Genomic DNA, 18,675 nt, shown 5'->3' with positions numbered 1-18,675 from the left:
GGCGGCGCCCGCGCCCCCCGCGCTCTTCTCTCCCTCACTCGGCGGCCGCGTCCGCGGCGCCGCCGAGCCCGGCGGCCGCCTGGCCGCCCGGCTCAGGTCCGCTGATGCGGGCCGCGCCGCCGAGGGTGAGAAAGACCCCGCCGACCGCCTCGAAGAGCGTCGGACGGGCGTGGACGTGACGGGCCACATCGGCCGGCTCGGCGTCCCAGCCCACGATCAGCCGACTCCCGGCGGTCATCTCGGAGACCTGCGGCCCGACGAGATGCACCCCGAGGACCCGCCCCTCCCGCTCGGCGACCACCTTCACCATGCCGCCCCGCTCGCGCACCATCCCCTTGGCCACGGCGGTCAGCGGCATGCTGCCCACCGTGACATCGTGCACGGCGTCACGGGCCCGGGCCTCGGTCGGGCCCACCGCGGCGGTCTGCGGGGACGAGCACGGCGGTACGGATGGCGGCGGCCGGGGGCGGAGTCGCCACGGCTCCGGCACATGTCGTCCGGGGAGCGGTCGGCGAGGCTGCGCGGTCCTCGCCGTCGGCCCTCCGCGGCGGCGCCGGCCGGCGGTCTTCTCCCGCGTGCAACTCACGGGAGCCACCGCCGCGTTCACGGAACTGCTCGCGGGTTCCGGGCCGCCCGGCCCCCGAACACCGACGGGCCGAGACCGCCCGACGGGCCGTACCGCCGGCCGGGGTGTACCGCCCGGCGGGGTGTACCGCTCTCACCCGTACGGCCGTACGCCGACTGCGCGACGCCCCCGCCGGTGATCCCCTGGTGGGGAACCGCGCCGCAGACCGGCGCCCTGACGCCCCGGGGGTACGGATGCAGGCCGACGTGCCGGAAGGCATATCCGCACCGGACCTCGGCCGCCGGGCCCGCAGACCGGTGCGCGGCCCCCGCCCGAGCACCGGCCCCAGCCTGCTCGCACCCGGCGCGGCGCACGACCCGTACCGGTTCTACCGGGTCCTGCGCGAGGAGTACCCGCTCAGTTACGACGCACCGCTGGGCGCCTGGCTGGTCAGCCGGTACGCGGACGTGGCCACGGCCCTCACCGACCCCCGGTTCACCGGCCTCCCGCACGACACCGCACCCCGTGGTGCCCCCGCCCCGCTCGGCCTCTGCCACGGCAGCCCCCTCTGCGCACCCCGCAATCAGGCCCCGGCGAGGCCGGGGTCGGTGACACGTCACATGTCGGATCCTGGTTCGGTGACACGTCACATGTCGGACCCTGGTTCGGTGACACGTCACATGTCGGACCCTGGTTCGGTGACACGTCACATGTCAGATCCCGGACCGGCGAGATATCAGATGCCGGCCCCCGGCCCGGCCCCCGGCCCGGCCCCGGACCTGGCTTCGGTACCACGTCACATGGCCGCGCGGATCGAGCGGACCGCCTACGTGCTGGCGCGCCGGATCGCAGGCCGCCAACAGGCCGACCTCGTCGAGGAGTTCTGCCGCTGGCTGCCCCTCGGCGCCGCCCCCGGCACGAGCGCCCGCCCCGCGCCCAGCCTCCCGCCCGGCATCGCCACACCCACCGTCGCCACACCCTGCACCCGGCACACCGGACTCCGGGAGACCGCGCTCGCCTCCTTCCTCGCCAATGTGCTGGACGCCCCCGACCTCCTCGCCGCCCTGCGCCTCGAACCCGCCCTGGCCGACCGGGCCTGGACGGAGTCACTGCGCCGCGATCCGCCGGTCCAGGTGGTGCTGCGCCGCACTGTTACCGAGGTCACCCTCAGCGGTGGCACGCTGCCCGCCGGGGCGGACGTCGCGTGTCTGATCGGCGCGGCCGGCCGTGATCCGGAACGGTTCGCCGCCCCCGACCTCTTCGACCCCTTCCGCCGCGACCAGGGCCGGTCCCTCACCGGCCCCGCGTCCTGCCCCGCCGTCCTGCTCGGCCGGCTGGAGGCCCGGCACGGCCTGGGCGCGCTGCTCGACGCGATGCCCCGGCTCCGCTGGGCGGACGGATTCCGTCCGGCCGGCACCGGGCTGCTCACCCGCGGTCCGCGGGCCCTCCTCGTCCGGCCCTGCTGAGCAGTGCCACCGGCCGCCCGGCGAAGAGTTCGGTGAGCCCGACGCGGCCCCCGGTGAACTCCCGGCCGGGCGCCAGCAGATCGGTCCACGGCCCGTCGTCCGGCAGCACCAGCTCCGTGTCGTGCCAGCCGCCCGACTCCGCCAGCCGCAACGACAGCCTGGTCACCGCGGTGACCACCTCGCCGGAGCGGCAGAACGCCAGACAGTGCGCGGCCGCCGGGCCACGGGCGCCCAGGGGCGCGTACGTACCGGACTCGCCGAACACCTCCGGCCGTTCGCGCCGCAGCCGCAGCGCGGCTGCCGTGAGTTCGCCCTTCTCGCCGAGGGCCCCGTCCGCGGCCGGTTCGCGGAACGGCCGCCGGTTGTCCGGGTCGACCAGCGCCACGTACTCCCGCTCCGTGCCCTGGTACAGATCCGGCACTCCCGGCATCGTCAGCTGCACCAGCGCCGCCCCCAGCACATTGGCCCGCACATAGGGGTCGAGCGTGCTCGCGAACCGCTCCAGCGTCTCGCGCACCGGACCGCCGCCGGCGGCCGGCCCGGCCGCCACGAAGTCCGTCACCGCCCGCTCGTACGCCGGATCGGGCTCGGTCCAGCCGGTGAAGAGGCCCGACTCGCGCACCGCCTTCAGCAGCGCCGGCTCCAGCCGGCCCGCCATCTCGCCGCCCGGTACCTTCGCACAGCCCACCGCCGTCTGCCAGGCCTGCCAGGCGAGCTGCGGGTCCGGAGCGGTGGCCGGAGTCGTCCGCTCCAGCTCGGTCAGCAGCCCGGACCACGACTGCGGGCACTCCGTCAGTACCGCGATGCGGGCCCGCACATCGGCGCTCCGCTTGGTGTCATGGGTGGTCAGCACCGTTCCGGTGGCCGGCCAGTCGCGGGCCAGCCGGGCACAGAACGCGTGGAACTCCTCCGGCGTCACCGCGGGCTGCCCGGGGTCGCCGCCCACCTCGTTCGCCGAGATCAGCGGCATGTACCGGTAGAACGCCGTGTCCTCGACCGACTTGGCGCGCAGGGCGGAGGCGGTCTGTGCGAACCGGGCGCAGAACGCGGCCCGCTCGGGCCCCTCGCCCAGCCGCCCCAGCGCCAGCTCCCGCACCACATCGACGGCCGACGCCTCCTCCGCGACGGCGAACATCGCCTTCGCGTCCCGCACGACCGCGTCCGACAGAGTCTCCTCGGCCGTCTGCGTACAGGGCCCGCCGGCCCTCACGTACGGGCGGTAGACGGGCATGCGCACCAGCAGTTCGCGCAGCGCGGCGTGCAGCGCCCACGGGGCGTGGTCGCGCAGCGCGGGGTCGGCCGCGCAGATCCGTACCGCGATCCGGGTCAGCAGCTCGGTCTCGGCGGCCAGTTCATGCGTCACCACCCGGTACGCGGCGCGGCGGACGGTCGCCGTCCAGTAGCCGCCGCGGTCGCCGGCGGGGCCCGCGTACTCCCGGTAGCGGCCCACCAGCTCCGCCGCGCCCATCGGGTCGACGAACAGACCGTCCACCCGGTGCAGGGAGTCGTACCCGGTCGTCCCCGCGACGGCCCAGTCCGCGGGCAGCGGCTCGCCGCCGGTGAGGATCTTCTCCACCACCGTCCACCGCCCGCCGGTCGCCGTCGACAGCCGCTCCAGATACGCCGCGGGCTCGGCCAGCCCGTCGGGGTGGTCGATGCGCAGCCCGTCGACGACACCGTCCCGGACCAGTTCCAGGATCTTGCCGTGGGTGGCGGCGAAGACCTCGGGGTCCTCCACCCGCACCCCGATGAGCTCCGAGATCGTGAAGAACCGCCGGTAGTTCAGCTCGGTACGGGCCAGCCGCCACCAGCCGAGCCGGTAGTGCTGGGCGTCCAGCAGCTCGGGCAGCGGCAGCCGGGCGGTGCCGGTCCGCAGCGGGAACTCCTGCTCGCCGTGGCGCAGCACGTCCCCGTCCACCCGGAGCCCGCCGATCTCGTCGCCGATCGGTCCGCCGAGCACGGGCAGCAGCACCTTCCCGCCGCCCGCCGCCCAGTCGATGTCGAACCAGCGGGCGTACGGCGACCCGGGCCCCTCGCGCAGCACCTCCCACAGCGCGTGGTTGTGGCGGGGGACGGCGGCCATGTGGTTCGGCACGATGTCCACGATCAGCCCGAGACCGTGCTCGCGCGCCGTACGGGCCAGTTCCCGCAGCCCCTCCTCACCGCCGAGCTCGGCGCGTACCCGGCCGTGATCGACGACGTCGTAGCCGTGCCGGGAGCCGGGCACGGCCTCCAGGACCGGGGACAGATGCAGATGCGAGACGCCGAGCGCGGCGAGATACGGTACGGCCCGTCCGGCGGCCGAGAACGGGAAGTCCGGCTGGAGCTGGAGCCGGTAGGTGGCGGTGGGCGTCATGCGGACGTTCGTACCCAGCCTGGCGGCTTCTGTGTCACGGAACGCCGCAAAGGGCTCGACCGGCGGTGTCCCCGGCCGGCCCACGGGACGGCCCCCGGCCCTACGCGGGCCGCTGCAGCACCGCCATGCTGCGCCCGACCAGCGTCACCCGATCGCCCCCGGCGACCTTCGGCCCCGAACCGGGCAGGACTCCGACCGGGCGCGCCGTGTCGACCACCACCAGCCACTGCCGGCCGTGATTCACCGGTACGGAGAACTCCAGCGTCTCCGCGCTCGCGTTGAACATCAGCAGGAACGAGTCGTCGGAGATCCGCTCGCCGCGCGGTCCGGGCTCCGAGATCGCGTGCCCGTTGAGGAAGACGGTCAGCGCCTTGGCGTGCGCCGCCTGCCAGTCCCGCTGCTTCATCTCGCTGCCCTCCGGCGTGAACCACGCGATGTCCGAGAGCTCGTCGTGGGTGCCCTCGACCGGACGGCCGTGGAAGAACCGGCGCCGCCGGAAGACCGGATGGTCGCGGCGCAGCCACACCATCGCCCGGGTGAACTCCAGCAGACTGCTGCCCCCGGCGTCGCCCTCGCCCCGCTCGGCCCCGTCCGCCCCGTCCCGCACCGGCTCCTGCGGGTCCGGCCAGTGCACCCACGACAACTCACTGTCCTGGCAGTACGCGTTGTTGTTGCCCCGCTGGGTACGCGCGAACTCGTCGCCGTGGCTCAGCATCGGCACGCCCTGCGACAGCATCAGCGTGGCGATGAAGTTACGCATCTGCCGGGTCCGCAGATCAAGGATCTCCGGATCGTCGGTGTCGCCCTCCGCGCCGCAGTTCCAGGACCGGTTGTGGCTCTCGCCGTCCCGGTTGCCCTCGCCGTTAGCCTCGTTGTGCTTGTCGTTGTACGAGACCAGGTCGTGCAGCGTGAATCCGTCGTGGCAGGTGGTGAAGTTGATCGAGGCGAGCGGCCGCCGACCGTCGTCCTGGTACAGGTCCGACGACCCGGTCAGCCGTCCCGCGAACTCCGCGAGGGTCCGCGGCTCGCCCCGCCACAGGTCCCGCACGGTGTCCCGGTACTTGCCGTTCCACTCGGTCCACAGCGGCGGGAAGTTCCCCACCTGGTAGCCGCCCTCGCCCACGTCCCACGGCTCGGCGATCAGCTTCACCTGGCTGACCACCGGGTCCTGTTGCACCAGGTCGAAGAAGGACGACAGCCGGTCCACCTCGTGGAACTGCCGGGCCAGGGTGGCCGCCAGATCGAAGCGGAAGCCGTCCACGTGCATCTCGGTCACCCAGTACCGCAGCGAGTCCATGATCAGCTGGAGCACGTGCGGCGACCGCATCAGCAGGGAGTTCCCGGTCCCCGTGGTGTCCATGTAGTACCGCTGGTCGTCCGCGAGCCGGTAGTACGAGGCGTTGTCCAGGCCCCGGAAGGAGAGCGTCGGGCCCAGATGGTTGCCCTCCGCGGTGTGGTTGTAGACCACGTCGAGGATCACCTCGATGCCGGCCTGGTGCAGCGCCCGGACCGCCTGCTTGAACTCCAGCACCTGCTCGCCACGGTCGCCCCAGGAGGCGTAGGCGTTGTGCGGGGCGAAGAAACCGATGGTGTTGTAGCCCCAGTAGTTGGCCAGCCCCGCGTCCGCCAGCCGGTGGTCCTGGACGAACTGGTGCACCGGCATCAGTTCGATCGCCGTGACGCCCAGTTCCGTCAGATGGGCGATCACCTCGGGATGGGCCAGTCCCGCGTAGGTGCCGCGCAGTTCCTTCGGCAGCCCCGGGTGCAGCATCGTCAGGCCCTTCACATGGGCCTCGTAGATCACCGTGCGGTGGTAGTCCGTACGGGGGCGCCGGTCGTCGCCCCAGTCGAAGTAGGGATTGACCACGACCGAGGTCATGGTGTGCGGCGCCGAGTCCAGGTCGTTGCGCGCGTCGGGCCGACCGAACGGATAGCCGTACACCGCCTCGCCCCACCGGATCTGTCCGGCGACGGCGCGGGCGTACGGGTCGAGCAGCAGCTTGGCCGAATTGCAGCGGGCGCCGCGCTCCGGCTCGTACGGCCCGTGGACCCTGAACCCGTACCGCTGACCGGGCATCACCCCGGGCAGGTAGGCATGGCGGACGAAGGCGTCGGTCTCCCTGAGCTCCACCGCCGTCTCGGAACCGTCGTCGTGCAGCAGGCACAACTCGATGCGTCTGGCGGCCTCCGAGAAGACCGCGAAGTTGGTCCCGGCGCCGTCGTACGTGGCACCGAGGGGATACGCCTGTCCCGGCCAGACCTGCATAGGTTCGACCCTTCCACTTCTGATCCGGGTGCCTGGAGCTTGCGGGCTGCCAGGGCGCGTCCGACCCCTGATCCGCCGGGCGGGCCCTGGTGCCAGATCTTCCCCGAAACAGGTGCGGCTACCTAGGACCGACCGGCAATCGGGGGCGGCGTCGCGGGGCCGGGCGGCCCGGGACGTCACGCGGTCCGGTCAACATCGGGCCTCTCCGTGTCGCCCGGAACCGGGATCCGGAGCCGGGAAAGCGGCGTTCGCCCGGTACACGGCCCGGGATGGGGTGGTTAATCACTATGAATCCCCTCACTACGGCAGATCTTGCCGCCGGGAACCTGCCTGTGTCGTAGGGGAGTTGACGAAGCAGCATGTGCATCCGGCTGCACCGGCTCCCGCTCCCGGAGTACCCTTCCTTGATCGTTGGTGGGGGAGTGGAAGGCGGTGCGCGGGTGAGCTCGGGCGGATTCGAGCTGCCCCCAGGTGACGCGGGTCACGAGGGGGACTCCACCGATGTCCCGCCAGGGGCGGTATCGCTTGCGCAGCCCATGGAGATCGGCGCGGAGCTGGACTGGGGAGCGGACGCCTGGAGCGAGGTGCGGACGCGCGCGCAGCGGGCCGGACGCGCCTACATCTGGCTGAATCTCGTGGAGCAGCGACTGCGTGCCGTGGTCGCCGCGGTGCTCCGGCCGATCTACGAGCCGGTGCACGGCGAGGACTGGGTGGTGGCCGCCGCCGGGCCCGCCGGGCAGGAGTGGGTGCAGCGAGCCGTCGCCGTGCGCGAGGTCTCGCGCCGCAAGGGCTATCTGCTGGACCCCGCCGACGACAACGTTCTCAGCTTCCTCACGCTGCCCCAGCTGCGTGAGCTGATGGTCCAGCACTGGCCGTGCTTCGAGGCGTACTTCGACGACCGGCGCGAGGTGGAGCTGGCGCTCGACGAGCTGGAGGTCGCCCGCAATGTGGTCTCCCGCAACCGCGCCCTGAACGAGGCGGTCCTCGCCCAGGCCGAGCGCGCCTCCGCGCGGCTCCTGGAGATCCTGGGCAGCGGCGCCGCGGTCCCGTCGGCCGACCGGCTCCCGGTCGACGCCGTCGAGGAGCTGGTCGGCGACCGGTACGCGGATGTGGTCTCCGTCCACTCCGACCGGGTGCGGCTCCAGCGCCAGCTGCCCGCCGAGGACCTCTTCGGCGGTTCGCGCCGGCTCGACGCGATCGGCATAGGGCTCAACCTGCTGGTGCAGAACTTCTCCGGCCGCAGGCTCATCCGGCTCGCCGAGTCGGGCTGCCGGGTCCGGCTGCTCTTCATCAACCCGGCCAGCAGCGCGGTCAAGCGCCGGGAGCGGGAGCTGGGGTTGAAGAAGGGCGAGCTGAGCCGGTCGGTGGAGATGAACATCCTCCATATGCGCCGGGTCCGCTCCAAGCTCCGCGACCCGGGCGCCTTCGAGATCCATGTGTTCGACGAGACGCCGCGCTTCACGGCCTATCTGGTGGACGGCGACGGGACCGACGCGGTCGGGGTCGTCCAGACCTATCTGCGGCGCGCACGCGGCATGGAGGCGCCCGTGCTGGTGCTGCGCGGCGGCGGGCGTGCCGTGGTCCGGGCGGGGCAGGACAACGAGCACGGGCTGTTCGAGACCTACCGCGAGGAGTTCGAGTCCGTGTGGGCGGACTCCCGGCCCGTCTCCTGAGGGGCCGCCACCGCGTTGTCAGTGGTGCATGCGAGGGTGGTCATCACCTGGGGGAGAGCACCACGAAGGAGGTACGGGATGAGCTGGCACCGGGAGGCGCTGGTCGGCTTCGACCTGGAGACGACGGGCACCGAGCCGCTGGAGGCCCGGATCGTGACAGCCGCGGTCGTCGGCGTCGGCGGCAGGGACGGGGAGCCGGTGCGGCAGCGCGCCTGGCTGGCGGATCCGGGCATCCGGATCCCCGCGCAGGCCTCGGCGATCCACGGCATCAGCAGTGAGCGGGCGGCGGCGGAGGGCCGGCCGGTGCGCGAGGTGGCCGACGAGATCGCCGACACCCTCACCGGCTACTGGCGCCAGGGCGTCCCGGTCGTCGCGTACAACGCGGCCTTCGACCTGACGCTGCTCACGGCGGAGTTGCGGCGGCACGGGCTGCCGTCGCTGAGCGACCGGCTCGACGGGGCCGGGATCGGCCCGGTCATCGACCCGTACACCATCGACCGGGCCGTCGACCGCTACCGCAAGGGCAAGCGCAACCTGGAGGCGGTCTGCGTCGAGTACGGCGTGGTGCACGGCGGGGCCCATGACGCGGGGGCGGACGCGCTGGCCGCGGTCCGGGTGGCGTACGCCATAGCCGAGCGGCACGGCTCGGTGGCCGGTCTGACCGCCGCCGAGCTGCACGAGCGCCAGGTGGAGTGGTACGCGCAATGGGCGGCGGACTTCCAGCAGTTCCTGCGCCGCAAGGGCACGGCCGACGCGGTGATCGACGGCCACTGGCCGCTGCGGGAGCCGGCCGGCGTCACCGCCGGCTGACGGCCCGGACCTGGCCTGCTCCGGTCCGTCCGCGCTCCAGCCCCGTCCGGGCCCCGGCTTCCCGCAGCCGGATCCGGGGGACGGCGCTCAGAACGGATACCACCGCACCGCCGTGTCGCCGTCGCGCAGTGAGGCCACCCGGCGGCGGAATTCCGCGAGGGCCTTCGGATTGGCCGGTGCGTGCTGGGACACCCACGCACAGCTGGCCGTCTCCCGGGCCCCGCGGAGCACCGCGCAGCCCTCCCACTCGCGGACGTCCCAGCCGTAGGCGGCGGTGAAGGCGTCGTAAGCCTCGGGCGCCAGGCCGTACCGGTCCCGGGACAGCGCCAGCACCACCAGGTCGTGCTCGCGCAGATCCGCGGAGAAGGTCTCCAGGTCGACCAGCACCGGACCGTCCGGGCCGACATGGACGTTGCGCGGCAGCGCGTCGCCGTGGATGGGCCCCGGCGGCAGCCGGGGGACCAGCGCGGCGGCGGCCGCCGCGAAGCCGTCGCGGCGCTCCCGCAGATAGTCGGCGTCGGCCGGATCGATCGCATCGCCCGCGAGCCGCAGCCAGCGTTCGACCCCGCCCAGCAGTTCGCGGGGCGGAAGGGTGAGGCCGTCCGGGGCGGGCAGCGCGTGCACCTGGGCGAGCAGCGGTGCCAGGTCCCGAGGCTCCGCGGGGCGTACGGCATCGGGCAGCCGGTGCCAGAGGGTCACGGGGTGGCCCTCGACCAGGCGCGCCGCGGGCTCGGCGGCCCGTACGGCGGGGACGCCCGAGGCGGCCAGCCACCGGGCGACGGCCACCTCGCGCTCCGCCCGGTCCCTCAGTTCCGGGTTCCGCACGGCGTCCCGGCCGACCTTGACCACCAGGTCGCCGACGGCGAACACCGCGTTCTCACCCATCGCGAGCAGCTCCGCACCGCCGGACAGCCCGGCAGCGGTCAGCACCTCACGCGCACGCATCTCGTTCATGACTCCGATTTTCGCATCCGTGCAGGCCCGCTTGACGAACCGATGACCCGTCAGCACGATGACGGAGGCCGTCTGAGCGGCCAGAACGGTATGAATCCGATGTATTGACACAAGGGGGCGGATTCGTGACATTGGCGAGTGCAACCGTACGTTCCGGGAGGGACGGTCCGCCCGGAAGCCCGCAGGACAAACGGTCCCGGCCGGTCAACCGGAGCGCCGGTACCTGGTTCCTGGTGCTGCCCGCGCTGATCCCGATCCTGGTCCTGAGCGTCGGCCCCCTGCTCTACGGCATCGCACTGGCCTTCACCGATGCCCAGTCCGGCCGCACCCGCTCCACCCAGTGGGTGGGCGGGCTGAACTTCCAGGACCTGCTCCACGACACCCTTTTCTGGGACTCGTTCCGGATCGGTCTGGTCTGGGCGTTCGGCGTCACCGTCCCGCAGTTCGTACTGGCCCTCGGCCTCGCCCTGCTGCTCAACCAGAATCTGCGGCTGCGCTGGCTGGCGCGGGCCCTGGCGATCATCCCGTGGGCGATGCCCGAGGTGGTGGTGGGCCTCATGTGGCGGCTCGTCTACAACCCGGACGCGGGCATCCTCAACGAGACCATCCGCGATCTCGGCCTGGGCGACGGCCGGGACTGGCTCACCGGGCTCGCCACCGCCCTGCCCGCCGTGATCGTCGTGGGCGTCTGGTCCGGCATGCCCCAGACCACCGTCGCCCTGCTCGCCGGGCTGCAGAACACCCCGCACGAACTCCACGAGGCGGCCGCCCTGGACGGAGCCGGTGCCTGGCGCCGCTTCCGTACCGTCACCTGGCCGGTGCTCAGGCCCGTCGCGCTCTCCATCACCGCGCTCAACTTCATCTGGAACTTCAACTCCTTCGCCCTGGTCTACGTACTGACCAACGGCGGACCCGGCGGACGCACCCGGCTGCCGATGCTCTTCGCGTACGAGGAGGCCTTCCACTACGGGCAGTTCGGGTACGCGGCGGCGATGGGCTGTGTGATGGTCGCGGTGATCTCCGTGATCCTCGCGGTGTATCTGGCCGGCCGGATCAGGGGAGGCGAGGACCGATGAGCATGCGTACCGGCAGAGCCGCACGCGCCGGACAGTACGCCGCGCTGCTCGGCTACCTCGTCTTCCTGGCGTTCCCGTTCCTGTGGCTGATCTCCACCGCCTTCAAACCGGCCCGCGAACTGGGCTCCCTGCACCCCACCTGGATCCCCGAGAACCCGACGCTCGGCAACTTCCGCGCCGCGTTCGACGAACAGCCGCTGCTCCAGGCCGCCGCCAACTCGCTGATCGCCGCGCTCTGCGCCGCCTTCATCGCGGTCCTCGTCGCCACGCCCATGGCGTACGTGATGGCCCGCCGCCGCTCCAGGCTCTCGACGGCGGCCACCGGATGGGTCGTGATCAGCCAGGCGTTCCCGCTCGTCCTGCTGATCATTCCGCTCTTCCTGATCCTGAAGAACCTCCATCTGATCAACACCCTGTGGGGGCTGATCATGGTGTACGTCGTCTGGGCGCTGCCGTTCGCGCTCTGGATGCTGGTCGGTTACGTACGGGCCGTGCCCGCCGAGCTGGAGGAGGCCGCCGCGGTCGACGGGGCGGGCCGGTTGCGTACGCTCGTCTCGGTCACCGCCCCGCTGCTGGCACCCGGCATCGTCGCCACCGGGCTCTTCGCCTTCATCACCGCGTGGAACGAGCTCTTCTTCGCGCTCGTCCTGCTCAAGACACCGGAGAAGCAGACCTTGCCGGTCGTACTGACCCACTTCATCGGCGCGGAGGGCGCGGCCGACCTCGGGCCGCTCGCCGCCGCCGCCTTCCTCGCCACCCTGCCCTCACTGGTCATCTTCGCGATCATCCAGCGGCGGATCACGGGCGGCATGCTGGCCGGGGCGGTGAAGAACTGATGCGCGCATCCCTGCGGCGGACGGCCGCCGCGGCGGCCACCGCACTGGCCCTGCTGCTCACCGGCTGCGCGGGGACGGACGACGGCGGGGGCGGCAACGGGAGGATCGAGCTCAGCTTCCAGTCGCTGGCCTGGCAGAAGGAGTCCGTCGACGCCAACAAGCAGCTGGTGAAGGAGTGGAACGAAGCCCACCCGGACATCCATGTCAGCTACATCCCGGGCAGCTGGGACACCGTCCACGACCAGCTGCTCACCGCCTTCGAGGGCGACGAGGCGCCGGACATCATCCATGACGCCTCCGACGACCTGGCCGACTTCGCGTACGGCGGCTACCTGGCCGATCTTCGGACGCTCCTCCCCGACCGGCTGACCGCGGACATCCCGCGGCAGAGCTGGTCCACCACCACCTTCGGCGACGGCGTCTACGGAGTGCCGTTCCTCCAGGAGCCGCGCGTCCTGATCGCCAACACCAAGATCCTCGCGGCGTCCGGGGTCCGTATCCCGACGCCCGAACACCCCTGGAGCTGGCCGGAGTTCCGGCAGGTCACCGAAGAACTGACAGGGAAGGGGCGGTACGGCATCGCCTGGCCGCTCAAGGAACCGGTCTCCGTCACACTGAACCTGGGGCTCTCCGCGGGCGGCAAGCTCTTCCACCGCGGCGCCGACGGCAAGGTGACCATCCGTGCGGGCGAGGGCGACCGGATCGTCCCCGACACCATCCACGCCCAGGTCAACACCGACCGCAGTGCGGCGCGCACCGCGCTCGGCATGGGGGGTTCCGACACCCTTCCCGGGTTCTTCGGCGGCAAGTACGCGATGGTTCCGCTGGGCTTCTCGTACCGTCAGCAGGTCGTCGAGCAGGCCCCCGAGGGCTTCGAGTGGACGGTCCTGCCGGCTCCCGCGGGCAGCGCGGGCCTGGCCCAGGGGGTCAGTCCGCAGACCCTGTCCGTCTCGGAGGCCAGCCCGCACAAGAAGGAGGCCGCGCAGTTCATCGACTTCCTGCTGCGGCCGCCGAACATGGTGCGGCTGGCCAAGGGCGACTGGATGCTCCCGACCGGCACCGCGGCGCTCGCCGACCCGTCCCTGCACACCGCCGAGAACGGCTGGGCGACCGGTGTGGCCGTCGCGAAGGCGCTCCGCCCGGCGCCCGCCCAGTCGGTGCGCGGCTACCCGGAGTGGAAGGACAAGGTCGCCACGCCCGCCCTCCAGGAGTACTACAGCGGGGCCATCGGGGCGGACGAACTGAGGAAGCGATTGGTCGACGACGGGAACCGGGTCCTGGCCCGCTACCAGCGCTGAGGCGTCCCGCCCCGAAGCACATCCCGCCCCGAAGCACTCCCCGCCGACGCCGGCGGGGAGTGCTTCGTACTTCCGGCCGATTCAGTTTCATGGGCCAAGCGGTACTCGCCGGGGTCACCCCTCGATTACCGACCGGTACGTTTCTTTCGGTGGGTAACCGAAAGTGTCCGGGGAATCTCCCGCAGGCGCCGTCCCGGATTCCTGGCATTCTCCGACGTCGGCGATTCAGACATTCAACGGCCTGAATCAGCCTCTTCAGGCCCTTGTGCCCGTGCACCCGGTACCGGTATGGAGTCCACGTCCACCCTGGTCACTTGGTGTTCCGTCAGGCGCCCCCGCACCGGCCGAAGGTTGCCGAAAACTGAACGCTCTGCCGCTTTCCGAAAAAATGAAGTCATTGACAATTCGTTTCGCGCTGAGCTTCACTCCTTTCGGCGGTGAGCGGCACTGAATTCCCTGTCCGAGGCGGGGTGTTGGTGTCGTGAGCGGCTCAAGTCATGCCCGTCGGAATGCAAATTCAGAGTAAAAGATGGAGGTGCTGTTGTGAAGTTCCTTTTCTTGCTCAAGGACAAGATGACGCCGGAGAAGAGCCTGAAGGCGTACGCCTGGTACCACTGGTACTAAGCCGACAGGCGGTCCTTCGTTCCGAGGGACACGGTCAGTCGATTCGGGCCCGTGTCCGGCCAGGCCTCATCGGCCCGCCGGGCGCGGGCCCTTCCCGCTTCTTGGAGACCACCGATGTACATGTCCGGTACCGGCAGCCGCGCCCGGGACGTCGTCTTCGCGCCGAGACTCCAGGCGCTCCTGCGAGATCACCGGGGCGAGGAGGTCTTCCGCCTCGATCCCGGCACCGTCGGTGTGGCCGGGGCCGAGCTGACCGACCGGATACTCGCCGCCAGGCCGGCCACCGAGGACGAGCGCCCCACGTTCAAGCCCCTGCACGGGCGGTCCATCCCGCGCACCGAGGCGTCCACGGTCATGCAGGCCATCGGCCGGGACGTCCGGACGGCGCTGAAGAAGCCCGTCGGGAAGGTCGACCTCTCCGGTGAATGGCCGCACGTGGGCCATGTGTTCCTGCGCGATCTGGTCCTGGAGGGCGACCCGTACCGGCTGCGCATCCTCATGGACCGCGCGCTGGAGCTCACGCCGAAACTCACCTGGACGGTCATCGCCGCGGGGGCGGCACTGCCGGGCCGTCTCCGCCCCGGCGCATCCGTCTCCGCCATCGCGGGCCTGACCGCCGAGGCCGGGAACTACAGCGACCGCCGCTACGCGATGGGGCTCTACCGGCGGGCGGCGGCCCCGGTCTGCTTCACCGTCTCGACGCTCGTCGCCAACGCGCTCTGGCTCGGATCGCCCTTCGACGACGACACCTCGAACCGGAACATCCTGTACGAGGCCATGCGTCTGCTGCCGCCCTCCTGGAACATCCTGCGAAGGGCGTCACCCGAGTACCCGGCCCTCGATTCCCGGATCGGCGCGGCCGACGACATCCTGCTCCTGCCGCTGCTGAGCCACCGGGATCCCGCGCTCTGGGACGACCCCGACGAGTTCCGCCCAGAGCGCTGGGACAGCCTCGACCCCGACGACCAGCCCGGCTACCTCCCCTTCGGGCATGCCTCCGAACGCTGTTGGGGCCGGCACATGGTGATGCCGCTCGCCGAGATGCTGCTCGACATGCTGCGCGGCGACGGTCTGACGGCGAGTCCGGAGCAGACCGCGGCGAAGGTTCCGCTCGCCGGACTGATGGGGGTCGCCGACGTCCGGGTCGTCCGCCCCTGAGGATCCGCGACCGGCCCCCGTACCCGAGTCCGAACTCAATTTGATGACCTCGTGAGGGCTCTGTGAACGCGGGGGTGGAATCCAGCCGTCCCCCCGTCCGGCCGCACGGTCGGACGGGGTTCGTCTTCCCGCATGCGAAGTGCGCCGGTCGAGCCGTAACCCCGGTCCGTGGGGCGGATGTTGCGGCGACGGTGCCCGACTTGGGCGCGGCTGGCCGGTTTCTTATTACGAAACTTTGTTGAGTAAGTCACAGCCGCATGAAGGTCTTGATCTGGGCGCGTCAATCGGCGAGGGTTTCGAGCCAACCCCCGGAGATCTTCCGGCCGGGGGTCAATCCCCCCACAAAGAATGACGAGGAGACCCCTCTTCATGGCAATTCACAAGCGCGCACGCCGGATCAAGCTGACCGCAGCGATAACCGCGGTGGCCGCGGCCGCCGGAGTCACCCTGCTCAACACCTCGCTCGCCGGCGCCACCCCCGCTTCCGCGATGGGCACCGTCTACGGCGCCAACGCGGCGAACGCCGTCTCGGGCAGCTACATCGTCATGCTGAACGAGAAGGCCGACAAGGCGGAGCTCGCCAAGGAGTACGGCGGCAAGCTGAAGCGCAACTACAGCTCCGCCATCAACGGCTTCTCCGCCAGCGGCCTTTCGCTCACCGAGGCCAAGCGCCTGGCGGCCGACCCGGCCGTGTCCAAGGTCGTCCAGAACAAGAAGTTCCACATCGACGAGACCCAGGACAACCCGCCGTCGTGGGGCCTGGACCGGATCGACCAGACCGAGACGGCCGGCGACAACGCGTACACCTACCCGGACAGCGCGGGCGAGGGCGTCACCGCGTACGTCATCGACACCGGTGTCCGTACCACGCACAACGAGTTCGAGGGCCGGGCCAGCTCGGGCTACGACGCCGTGGACAACGACGACAGCGCCGACGACGGCAACGGCCACGGCACCCATGTGGCGGGCACCATCGCCGGTGCGACCTACGGTGTGGCCAAGAAGGCCAAGATCGTCGCCGTGCGGGTGCTCGACGACTCCGGCTCGGGCACCACCGAGCAGGTCGTCGCCGGTATCGACTGGGTCACCGAGAACCACGAGGGCCCCTCCGTCGCCAACATGAGCCTCGGCGGCGGCGCGGACGAGGCGCTCGACGCCGCGGTCCAGAAGGCCATCGCCTCCGGCGTCACCTTCGCGGTGGCCGCCGGGAACGACTCCTCCGACGCGAGCGAGAGCTCCCCGGCCCGTGTCCCGGAAGCCATCACGGTCGCCTCGTCCACGGTGGACGACGAGCAGTCGTCGTTCTCCAACTACGGCTCGATCGTGGACATCTACGCTCCGGGCTCGGACATCACCTCGTCCTGGAACGACAGCGACGACGCCTCCAACACCATCTCCGGTACGTCCATGGCGACCCCGCACGTCGTCGGTGCCGCCGCCGTCTACCTCGCCGGCCACCCGGACGCCACGCCGGAGGAGGTCGCCACCGCGCTGACCGACGGAGCCACCCCCGACGCGATCTCCAACGCGACCGAGGGCACCCCCAACAAGCTGCTGAAGGTCGTCGAGTAAACGACCCCGCAGCCGTGACCGGGTGAAGGATGCCCGGCACAACGGAATCGGCGTCCGCCGCGCCCTCCCCCACGGGGCGCGGCGGCCGCTCCGTGCTGAGAGATCGTCCTATGGTGTGCCCATGACGATGTACGCGGCGCTGTTGCGCGGGATCAATGTGAGCGGCCACAAAAGGGTTCCGATGGCCGAACTCCGTTCGTTGCTCACCGAACTGGGACACGGGGACGTCCATACCCATCTGCAGAGCGGCAACGCCGTCTTCAGCAGTGCTTCGGACGACGAGAACGCACTCGCCGCCGAGCTGGAGCAGGCGATCGAGAAGCGGTTCGGCTTCCCCGTACCCTGCCTGGTCCGGGACGGCGCCTACCTGGCCGCAGTTGCGGCGGCCTGCCCGTTCCCGGCCGCCGAACTCGAAGGCAGGCAACTCCACATCACGTACTACGACCGGCCCGTCGACGCCGACCGCTTCGCCCGGATCGACCCGGCGGATTATCTCCCCGAGGCGTTCGGCCTCGGTGATCGCGCGCTCTACCTCTACGCCCCCGACGGACTGGGCCGCTCGAAGCTCGCCGACGCACTGTCCCGGACCTCCGTGACCAAGGGGCTCGTCGCCACCTCGCGCAACTGGAACACGGTGGAGAAGCTGGTGCGGATGACAGCACCACCGGGAGCGGCACAGGACGGACCGGCACACGGCAGACCCGCGCACGACGGAGCCCCGGCATGACCGAACCGTCCCCCGGCGTGGCGGCGGCGGTCGAGGGCGAGCTGCGCCTCCTGGACCCGGCCGTGCGCGCCTCCGCCGACCTCCTCGCCGAGGTGCTGCACCCCGACTACCGTGAGATCGACTCGTCCGGCCGGGTCTGGGACCGCGACACCATGATCGCCTCGCTCACCGCGGCGGACGCCCCGCGCCCCGGCCAGATGACCGCGTCCCGGATGAGCGGGGTCCAGCTCGCCGACGGCCTCGTCCACCTCACCTACGACACCGAGACGAAGGGACACCTGGCCCACCGCAGCTCGGTGTGGCGGCTGACCGAATCGGGCTGGGAGCTGTACTTCCACCAGGCGACCCCGTTCGGCTCCGCCGCGGATGCCGGTCCGGACACCGGCACCAGCGGCTAGCGGTCAGCGGCCGGCGGTCGGCTCGACGCGCTGCGCCCGCGCTGCCCGCGCCGCCCACCGGCCGTCCGTGCGGGAGATCTTCACCGGATGCCCGAAACAGTGGCTGACCCGGTCCGTGGTCAGTACCTCGTCCGCAGGACCCGAGGCCAGGCAGCGGCCGCCCCGCAGCAGCAGCGCATGCGTGGTGGACGCGGGCAGTTCCTCCAGATGATGGGTGACCAGGACCGTAGCCAGCTCGGGATGTTCCTCGCGCAGCACGTCCAGACTGTCGAGCAACTGCTCACGCGCGGCGAGATCCAGACCGGTGGCCGGTTCGTCGAGCAGCAGCAGCCGGGGCTGCGGCATCAGAGCGCGGGCGATGAGCGTACGACCCCGCTCGCCCTGCGACAGCGCGGGCCAGCGCGACCCCGACTTACCGCCCATGCCCAGCATCTTCAGCAGCCGCTCCGCCCGGTCCCGCTGCTCCTCGCTCACCGACCGGCGCGGCACCGGCTCCACCGAGTTGGTCAGACCGGTCAGCACCACCTCGTGCACCGACAGCGGAGAACGCAGCGGATGCCGCGGATTGACATGCCCGAGCAGTGACCGCAGCTCCCGCAGATCGACCCGGCCGAGGGTACGTCCCAGGACCTCCACCACCCCCCGGGTGGGATGGTTCACCGCGCCGAGCAGCCCCAGCAGGGTGCTCTTCCCGGCACCGTTGGCGCCGAGCAGCGCCCAGTGCTCACCGCTCCGCACGGTCAGCGAGACCGAGTCGAGCAGCACATTGCCTTCCCGCACGAGCGAGACACCGTCGGCCCGGATCACCGGGACTGCGGCTTCGTCGGCAGCCTGCCCCGGTGCGGGAGCGGCGGCAGGGGCGGGGACGGTGGAAGTGACAGGAATGGTGGCCACGT

At 71.5% G+C, this 18,675-nt stretch carries 15 protein-coding genes and 1 pseudogene; 11 read left to right on the top strand and 5 right to left on the bottom strand.

Annotated features, from left to right (window positions below; genetic code table 11):
- Positions 1–115 precede the first annotated feature (115 nt).
- Positions 116–436, bottom strand: a pseudogene (locus tag ACFVH0_RS30550) (dihydrolipoyl dehydrogenase); the annotation flags it as partial.
- A gap of 383 nt (positions 437–819) precedes the next feature.
- On the opposite strand from ACFVH0_RS30550, the gene ACFVH0_RS30545 reads away from it, so the two are divergent.
- Positions 820–2,031 carry a cytochrome P450 gene (locus tag ACFVH0_RS30545; RefSeq protein WP_385825430.1) on the top strand — a complete coding sequence of 404 codons (1,212 nt, stop codon included), beginning with the start codon at positions 820–822 and terminating at the stop codon, positions 2,029–2,031.
- Here the strand turns inward: ACFVH0_RS30545 and treY are convergent.
- Positions 1,991–4,387, bottom strand: a complete 2,397-nt coding sequence (gene treY, locus ACFVH0_RS30540; RefSeq protein WP_385825428.1) for a malto-oligosyltrehalose synthase — start codon at positions 4,385–4,387, stop codon at positions 1,991–1,993. The two genes, ACFVH0_RS30545 and treY, sit on opposite strands and share 41 nt — an antisense overlap.
- A gap of 100 nt (positions 4,388–4,487) precedes the next feature.
- Positions 4,488–6,653 (bottom strand): glycogen debranching protein GlgX, encoded by a 2,166-nt coding sequence (glgX, locus tag ACFVH0_RS30535; protein WP_385825426.1) that lies wholly within the window; start codon positions 6,651–6,653, stop codon positions 4,488–4,490.
- Between the two features lie 440 nt (positions 6,654–7,093).
- On the opposite strand from glgX, the gene ACFVH0_RS30530 reads away from it, so the two are divergent.
- Both ACFVH0_RS30530 and ACFVH0_RS30525 read left to right on the top strand, forming a co-directional pair.
- Entirely contained in the window at positions 7,094–8,326 is a 1,233-nt protein-coding gene (locus tag ACFVH0_RS30530; protein ID WP_385825424.1) for an SAV2148 family HEPN domain-containing protein, read from the top strand.
- Between the two features lie 78 nt (positions 8,327–8,404).
- Positions 8,405–9,136 (top strand): 3'-5' exonuclease, encoded by a 732-nt coding sequence (locus ACFVH0_RS30525; RefSeq protein WP_385825423.1) that lies wholly within the window; start codon positions 8,405–8,407, stop codon positions 9,134–9,136.
- 87 nt (positions 9,137–9,223) lie between these two features.
- Here the strand turns inward: ACFVH0_RS30525 and ACFVH0_RS30520 are convergent, their stop codons facing one another.
- Positions 9,224–10,090 (bottom strand): phosphotransferase enzyme family protein, encoded by an 867-nt coding sequence (locus tag ACFVH0_RS30520; RefSeq protein WP_385825421.1) that lies wholly within the window; start codon positions 10,088–10,090, stop codon positions 9,224–9,226.
- A 131-nt stretch (positions 10,091–10,221) separates the two neighbouring features.
- On the opposite strand from ACFVH0_RS30520, the gene ACFVH0_RS30515 reads away from it, so the two are divergent.
- The 8 genes from ACFVH0_RS30515 to ACFVH0_RS30480 all read left to right on the top strand — a co-directional run bounded on the left by ACFVH0_RS30515 (position 10,222) and on the right by ACFVH0_RS30480 (position 17,779).
- A complete protein-coding gene (locus ACFVH0_RS30515; RefSeq protein WP_124721560.1) occupies positions 10,222–11,166 on the top strand; it encodes a carbohydrate ABC transporter permease in 945 nt (314 codons plus the stop codon).
- Positions 11,163–12,002 (top strand): carbohydrate ABC transporter permease, encoded by an 840-nt coding sequence (locus tag ACFVH0_RS30510; protein ID WP_385825419.1) that lies wholly within the window; start codon positions 11,163–11,165, stop codon positions 12,000–12,002. Before ACFVH0_RS30515 ends, ACFVH0_RS30510 begins: the two co-directional genes overlap by 4 nt.
- Positions 12,002–13,300: an ABC transporter substrate-binding protein gene (locus tag ACFVH0_RS30505; RefSeq protein ID WP_385825417.1), complete on the top strand. Its 1,299-nt coding sequence runs from the start codon at positions 12,002–12,004 to the stop codon at positions 13,298–13,300. Before ACFVH0_RS30510 ends, ACFVH0_RS30505 begins: the two co-directional genes overlap by 1 nt.
- Positions 13,301–13,843: 543 nt before the next feature.
- Complete coding sequence (locus tag ACFVH0_RS30500; protein WP_350985409.1) at positions 13,844–13,924, top strand: tryptorubin family RiPP precursor; 81 nt, start codon at positions 13,844–13,846, stop codon at positions 13,922–13,924.
- Between the two features lie 114 nt (positions 13,925–14,038).
- Entirely contained in the window at positions 14,039–15,082 is a 1,044-nt protein-coding gene (locus ACFVH0_RS30495) for a cytochrome P450 (RefSeq protein ID WP_385825416.1), read from the top strand.
- A gap of 369 nt (positions 15,083–15,451) precedes the next feature.
- Positions 15,452–16,654, top strand: coding sequence for a S8 family serine peptidase (locus ACFVH0_RS30490; protein ID WP_385825414.1), 1,203 nt, complete (start codon positions 15,452–15,454; stop codon positions 16,652–16,654).
- Positions 16,655–16,775: 121 nt separating this feature from the next.
- Positions 16,776–17,381 (top strand): DUF1697 domain-containing protein, encoded by a 606-nt coding sequence (locus tag ACFVH0_RS30485; protein ID WP_385825412.1) that lies wholly within the window; start codon positions 16,776–16,778, stop codon positions 17,379–17,381.
- Positions 17,378–17,779, top strand: coding sequence for a DUF4440 domain-containing protein (locus ACFVH0_RS30480; RefSeq protein ID WP_385825410.1), 402 nt, complete (start codon positions 17,378–17,380; stop codon positions 17,777–17,779). Before ACFVH0_RS30485 ends, ACFVH0_RS30480 begins: the two co-directional genes overlap by 4 nt.
- A gap of 3 nt (positions 17,780–17,782) precedes the next feature.
- On the opposite strand, the gene ACFVH0_RS30475 is transcribed toward ACFVH0_RS30480, so the two are convergent.
- On the bottom strand, positions 17,783–18,673 hold the full coding sequence (locus tag ACFVH0_RS30475; RefSeq protein WP_385825408.1) for an ABC transporter ATP-binding protein: 891 nt from the start codon (positions 18,671–18,673) through the stop codon (positions 17,783–17,785).
- Positions 18,674–18,675: the final 2 nt, after the last annotated feature.

Origin of the sequence: Streptomyces sp. NPDC127117, from assembly GCF_042677325.1 — a bacterium.
Classification (GTDB): Bacteria; Actinomycetota; Actinomycetes; order Streptomycetales; family Streptomycetaceae; genus Streptomyces.
The sequence above is the reverse complement of the archived record's forward strand: the minus strand, read 5'-3'. Positions and strand labels throughout refer to the sequence as shown.